The organism is Parachlamydia sp. (assembly GCF_050255895.1).
GTDB lineage: Bacteria > Chlamydiota > Chlamydiia > Chlamydiales > Parachlamydiaceae > Parachlamydia > Parachlamydia acanthamoebae.
Window position 1 is genome coordinate 1 of sequence record NZ_JBFWIR010000102.1, and the last position, 6,451, is coordinate 6,451.

Genomic DNA, 6,451 nt, shown 5'->3' on the forward strand with positions numbered 1-6,451 from the left:
AATTTACTAAAAGAAGATAAGGTGACAAAAGTGGGAATAAAAAACAAACGTTTGAAAGCAGGCTGGGATCGGCAATATCTTTTGAGTATTATCGGCGTAAACTAAATTCTTCATGCGTTAGCCCTGTTGTCTCTATAAGGCGATTATTTACTAGATGTCTCTGATTGTTTAAGAAAGGAATCAAAGTTACGCTTTCTATTTTTAAAAAATACTTTTGTGGCTTTATAAGATTCTTTAAGAGCTTTTGCAGCTTTTTCGTCCGAAACTTGAGTTTGGAATTCTGTTGTCGTAATCCCTCCTGTACTCAATCTTACAAGCCTTTCTTCATGCCTTCCTGATAGTACCTGCCTAGTTATGTTTTCGGATCTCATATAAATTTTAGTTAAAACGCTAGCTAGAAAATTGTACACGGACTCTTTGTCTTTCGAAGGAGCAAGTTTGGAGCGCTCAAAGCAAAAAGCAATTGAACGACGGTTAAATTGTGGAATGGCTAATTGAGGATCCATCCATCCAGGTTGCTCTACTCGATCAAAAATTTCTGCCGGTAAATTAAAAAGAATTCCACCATCTGAGCACTGATAATTGGTGTTGGTCACAAGTACCCCGTCGATTTTTTCTCTTAATGTTTGGAGAGCAACCAGTAAAGGATAAGCAGCAGATGCCACAACTGCATCTGCAATGAGGAAATTTTTCCATTTTTTATCCTCTGAATTTATGTGAAGAACAGAGGATGTTTTTAAATCCGTTGTCATGACATGCAAATGTTTAAAGGGCTTACCAGCTTTAATCAAATCCGACAATTCTCCGAATGTGCAATTTGGAATCTCTGTATATGTTTCTATGAGAGTATTTAACCAGTTTCTTAATTTCTTACCGCTCGTCCATCCAGTTTTTTTGCCAGCTACGATGCTTAAAGATTTAAGCAACGCAATTCCCATTTTGGCTATTGAGATGCCTGCATTTTTTAAAAAAGCACAATATTCATTCATTCTTGGTTTCTCATCTTCTGATACTACAAATATGAATAGATTAAGGAGTTTCATTACGGAAGTATTTTTTAACGTTTCTTCTAATTCTGTCGATCCCATTCCTAAAGCGAGAAAAAGTGCCGTTAAAGCTCCTGCAGATGTTCCAGCAAATCTTCTTATACCTTCTAAGAGGTTTAATTTTTCTAAAGCCCTAGTCACTCCAAGATAAACTAATCCTTTAGCACCTCCACCTTGAAATATACAATTATAAGGCACTAGAGCCATATAATCTGTCGGTAACAGCTCCTCTATCTGCTTTCTTAATTTTATGTTGAGGAGAAGTCTTTCAGTTACTTTATCACAACATTGGCTAGGAGCTTGATTGCAGCTATCTTGTACGTTTTCATCAGCACCTTCTTTGATTAAAAAAAGGATAGCGTTTATGTGGTTCTTTTCTGCAGCATAATGCATGGCGGTTCTTCCTGAGCAATCTTTCGCCTCAATCATAGCGTTGGCATCTAATAATATTTTTATAGATTGAACGTCTCCTAGTGAGGCTGCAAGCATTAAAGGCGTTTTTCCCTCAGGATCTTCTCTTTCAATAAGAGACAAAGTTTGCTTATGATATTTTGTTAAAAGGTGGTGTAACATTCCAGGTTGATTTGCCCAAATTGCTAAATGCAAAAGATTACCTACATGTTCTGTAGTTTCTGAAAAATCAATTTTATTTAATCTTTTCATCTGTTGCAAAGTTTCAACTAATTGATCGAGGCACTCTATAGCCCCCTGATAGACGGCAAAGGAAAGAGAATTTAGACGAAAATTGTAATAATGGAAATATTGATTAGGATAGTTCCCATTTTGTAAGCAAATTTTAGCGAATTCTTTTTGTTCTCCCTCAATCGCACTAATAAGTGCATTAGCACCTCTGGAATCGATCGCATTTACTAGAAACAATTCCCCTGCGTTAAAAAATTCTTTTGCTAAAGAATAATGCCCTCTTATTACAATCTCACGAAAAACACGATGAGAATCCTGGCCAACTAGAGTTGTGTACAAGTTCTGTTTGATGATTTTTTCTATAACTTCTAATTTATTCATTCTTAAAAAACGCATGATGACAGATTCTTCTTCCTGATTCATGCATTTAAAAATTTGATCTTTATATTGTGAAATTAGATTCCAATTTTCTTCATTACATGCTCTCTTGATTAAAAAAAAGGAGTGCGATTTTAAAACATTTTCATTTGGAGAGTTAGCTTCTCCAAATGCTTTGTGGAAGAGCATCGCTATAGGTACCTCCTGCACATCCACAGAGTAAGCTTCATCTTCCTCATCATATTCTGTAGCGAAAAATCCCCTTGGAATATCTGAGCTTGTTTGTATCATAATTTTTGTTCTCCTTATTTTTGCAATCCTTCCTTTATATCAAAAAATTTGTAAAACGAAAATCATGCGTTTATAAAGTCCACTACAGAATTACTAAAATGCAAAAATTCAGTTCTCTTAATTTCTTGGATTTTTTATGCGACATTGCTGTCGAGTAAAATAATTCAATCTACTTTTCACAGTGACAATATAGCTTTTCGGGTCTGAGCATTCTTTTCCTCTGCCTTTATTGATAATTTTGATAGTTCTCATTTGCGTAATGCGGAGATATTGCTGTTGATGATGACCGCATTGCAGGAGCCTGTGGCAAAGGAGGGAGGGAATATTGAGGGGCTCTCGGAGGACTAGGGCTGAGATCGGGATTTAGTTCTCTTCTTTTCATATGATGCATCCTGTCCTTTAGCTCTTCCTCCTCATGTTTAACTTCTTGATTAGCATAAATCTTTGGAGGCGGCACAAGTACTGGTGGTCGAGGGCCTGGAGACCTGCTGCTTGGTCGAGCATTTTCCTCCAGAGTTTTCTTCAAATCAGCTACACTTCCCCTCGTATTTTTCAACTCCTCTTGATTTGCTTCATGGTTGCTCTTGAGGAAATGAGAACTTGTCGAAGGCAAATCATTTAGAGTTTTGCTGCGAGCTGGGGGTAACACAAGTACTGGCGGCCTAGGACCGGGAGACCTGCTACTTGGTCGAGCATATTCCTCCAGAGTTTTCTTCAAATCAGCTACACTTCCCCTCGTATTTTTCAACTCCTCTTGCTTTGCTTCGTGGTAGCTTTTGGGGAAACGGGAACTTGTCGAGGAGTATAAATCATTTAGAGTTTTACTCCGACTTGGCGGTTCTGGTTCTCGTTGAGTTATTTTTATGGAAGAAGCGCTATTAGAGAGAACGGTCTCTTCTTGCCGCTTTTGAGCAGATGCTAGATGTCTTAAATTTCTAGGAGGAATAGGCGATGTTTTGCTTCTTTCTGGAATGGACGCTGATTGGGTCAATGTGCTGTTACTGAAGCTAGCTCTTTCAAGTCTTTTTCTCATGCCTATCTCATCTTCTTCTAACTCCTCCTCTTCTTCTGCTGATTGATGGCCCCCTTTATTCAAATCTTCCAAAAATGGGCTCCACGTAGCTATACAGGCAAATCTAGTGGGCGGCGGAAACAATCTAGGAGATGGAATAAGCAATCCATAATCAGAATGCGCACATATACGATCAGAATAAACATTTTTTTGTATACCATCTATCTCTTCTTTCTGTGAAAGCGATGTAGAAAAAAAATGATTTAAGGTTTCATTTATTTGCTTAATCTCCCAAAGAGTATCGGAAGAGCTTATTAAATCTTTTACTTTAATCTTTATTATTCGCTTTCTCTTGAGAGAGTTTTCATCTTCGTATTTTTTTTTGACTAGGGGTTTTCCACTTGTAAAATCAATGAATTGCTTTGACTCTTTTTCATCTTTTGTCGGGTCAAAGCGTACGCTTAACACTCGATTGTTAAAATGATAGCTATCTTTTTCGAGATCTTCAAAACAATTGAATATATATTTTTTTTGATCAAACATTTGAATTGCAGGATCAACAAATCCCCATCCTCCCATACAAAATAGATCTGAATTTGAAATATGTTGATTCTTTTTTTTCCTTAAATTTTGAATTTTTATAAAAATGGGAAAAGCAATGCCAGAAACGACCACATCTGCGATAAGGAAATTTTTCCATTTTTTTTCTTCTGAATTAATTTGGAGAACCTGCCTGTTTTTAGCATCAACAACAAGGATATGTAGATGCTTAAAGAATTTACCTGTTTTTACATTTTTTGATTTTGTAAAGACCAATTCTGCGAATTCTCCAAAAGTGCAATTAGCTATCTCAGTATACTCTTTAATCAATTCATTTAGTCGATCTCGTAGACGAATTCCTCTACTATAGTGTTTTGAGCTATCTAAAAAAGAAAAAGGGGATTTATCGGGGTTCATTGCAAGTGTTTCAAGTTTCTTGCGAACGGCTCTAATTTTTTTTAGTGGGAGCTCGTTGAAGTAAGTAGAAAGAACACTAATACTGAAAAAAATATGACGAGTTTTTTCACCAATTGCTATAATTACAGCCATCAGAGCACCGTGAGAAACACCACCGACTCTTTTAAGGTCTTTCAATATATTTCTAGCTTCTAATGCCTCAAACATTTGCTGGAAAATTACAGGGGGTGTGAACATAGAACTTTGAAAAACAAAACTATCGGGAGGTAAATTCTTATAATCCAAGATAGGTTGAGGATTAACTTTTTGAAAATCAGATAAATTTTCAAGAAGAACCTTAATCTTTTTATATTCTATATCCCTTGTCATTCTATAAAGTTTTTTTGCTATTATTAAAGGTGTTCTGCCGCGAAGACCAATTGTATTCACACACAGGCCACGCTTATGTAAAAATTTAATTGTTTCCGATTGTTTTCCCTTAACAGCATGATGTATTGCATTACATCCTTTTTCATCTTCCGCTAAAAGATTAGCTTTTGCATAGATAAGGGTTTCAAGCATTTCTATTTTTCCATAGAAAGCCGCCAACATAAAAGGTGTTCGATTCTCCTTATCACATATTTCAATGAGCTTTTTTGTGAATTTGTAATACTTTGTTAATAGGTGCTCAAGTATGTGTGGTTGGTCCGCATGAATCGCCAAATGTAAAAGGGTTCCTACATTTTCGATACGACAAGAAAAATCAATTTGAAATGCGCGATTCAAATTGTTTAAGCTTTCAATGAGCTTATCTAAACATTCTATGCTTCCTTTATAGACAGCCAAGGAAAGAGAATCCAAGCGAAATCCCATATAGCTAAAACATTGCTTCGGGTTAATTCCATAGTGTAAACAGTCATATATTAAATCTTTTTGACCACTTTCTATTGAGTTAAGAAGCAAATTTGCACCTTTGTCATCAAGTGCACGAGCATGAGCAAATCCATTTTTTAAAAAATAATCCATTAAATCTTGGAATCCTTCTCTCACAACTGCATGGAGAACATGACCTGGGTTTTTGCCAATTAGATTTTGAAATAAATTATTTCTGATAATTCTTTGTATGATTTCAACATTTCTATACATAACAAAATGCATGATGACAGATTTGTCGGCAGCATCGATATATACAGAAATGTCTTTTTTATTTTTTAATAGGATTTCCCATTTTTCATTTTCGCAAGCACTTACAATGAATGTAAAAAAATGATCTCGTAGGCTTAGAGCTCCTCTTGATAGATGTGCCGCAAAAGCTCTTCTAGCTAGGCTTGCAAGAGTTTGTCCTTGATCCGTTACAAGTTTATTATTTTCCCTTCCAAACACAACCTCTACAGTACCTTCAGATCGATGGCTTGAACTGATCACGACAACTCCTTATTTTTTTTTGACATATCAAGCTAATTAATTTAGAAAAATATGTAAAGGAAATTAAAATAATTTATCTAGGAAGTTACACAACCTAAACAGCTCAGATACCTTTCGTTCTTTTAACAAAAAATGGATGGAAATAGGTGAGGGCTCGGAGAACAACATCTAAAAATGAAACTAGATATGTCTTCTTCAATGTTTTTCGATCACACTCATTGGTCTTTTTCGATCCAAAAAGGCTGTTATTAGCTTTTGATCCATTATTGTTTCAGTTCTTGATGCCTCTTCATGAATGGTATATTTATATTCTTGTCCGGTTCTTTCAATGATCACACCACGATGAGAGCTATATATCCCACACTATTGTTTTTATTAATCTTCGAGCATTCATTTCATCAGGTTGTAATTGACAAATAGAATACTTCAGATGGTGACATTTTCACGTTGCGCTTACAACTTATAAAAAAACATTGACTCATATTTTCAATTTTAATATAACCCCTCTGTTTTATTCATTTTTATTTTGAAGAGGGTGACATGAGATCTTTTCTAAATCTACTAGCCAGCCTAATTTTGCTCCTTAACCCCTTGATGGCAGAAGAAGATCTCACGCCTGAACCCTCAAACGAAGTGGTTAAAATTCCCCGCTCAACGACGGATGACAGTGATGGCCGCATTTCTTTTGCCAACCTTTTAGGCCTGCCGAGTGGAATCGTTG

At 35.9% G+C, this 6,451-nt stretch carries 3 protein-coding genes; 1 reads left to right on the forward strand and 2 read right to left on the reverse strand.

Features of this window, described 5'->3' with window-relative positions; all coding sequences use genetic code 11:
* Positions 1 to 143 precede the first annotated feature (143 nt).
* Both AB7E63_RS12835 and AB7E63_RS12840 read right to left on the reverse strand, forming a co-directional pair.
* The gene (locus AB7E63_RS12835; RefSeq protein ID WP_428419622.1) at positions 144 to 2,357 is read right to left on the reverse strand and encodes a patatin-like phospholipase family protein; all 2,214 of its coding nucleotides are present in this window, start codon (positions 2,355 to 2,357) and stop codon (positions 144 to 146) included.
* A gap of 226 nt (positions 2,358 to 2,583) precedes the next feature.
* A complete protein-coding gene (locus tag AB7E63_RS12840; RefSeq protein ID WP_284452990.1) occupies positions 2,584 to 5,730 on the reverse strand; it encodes an ankyrin repeat domain-containing protein in 3,147 nt (1,048 codons plus the stop codon).
* A 540-nt stretch (positions 5,731 to 6,270) separates the two neighbouring features.
* Between AB7E63_RS12840 and AB7E63_RS12845 the strand changes: the two genes are divergently transcribed.
* On the forward strand, positions 6,271 to 6,451 hold a 181-nt coding region (locus tag AB7E63_RS12845), incomplete at its 3' end, for a hypothetical protein (RefSeq protein WP_428419623.1).